The 592-nt window shown below is 61.3% G+C and carries 1 protein-coding gene; it reads right to left on the reverse strand.

What is annotated here, in order from left to right; translation table 11 throughout:
• Nucleotides 1-46 precede the first annotated feature (46 nt).
• Nucleotides 47-592, reverse strand: a 546-nt coding sequence (locus A3754_RS23335; protein WP_156497177.1) for a S1C family serine protease, incomplete at its 5' end; no start/stop codon positions are given.

Raw genomic sequence — 592 nt, forward strand, 5'->3', positions numbered from 1 at the left:
CCTGTCTCGCGCACTATTAATTATTCATTATTAACTATTAATTGCATCACTCCGTCTCCGCTGGAGGACGGGTGCCGATGACCACGTCCACGGACAGGGGCTGACGGTTGCGGATCACTTCCAGGGTCACCTTGTCATCAGGCTTCATGCCGGCGATGCGGTTCATGGCTTCGTAGCCGTCGGCCATCACGTCGCCGTCGATTCCCACCAGCACGTCGCCGGGCTGGAGGCCGCCTTTATGGGCAGGGCTGTCGACCACCACTTCTGTGACCACGCCTCCGCGTACGTCTTCCATGCCAAAGGTGTCCGCCAGTGACGGAGTCATGTCTTGCACGGTGACGCCCAGGTAGCCACGAATCACCCGGCCATGCTCGATCAGGTCACTCATCACTTCCTTGGCAATGGAGGCGGGGGTGGCGAAGCCGATGCCTTGCCAGCTGCCGTCCGCAGACAGGATGGCGGTGTTGATGCCGATCAGGTGGCCGCGGGTATCAATCAGCGCGCCGCCGGAGTTGCCCCGGTTAATGGCCGCGTCGGTCTGGATAAAGTTCTCAAAGGTGGCGATGCCCAGGTGGCTGCGGCCGGTGGCACT

The organism is Alcanivorax sp. HI0083, from assembly GCF_001635175.1.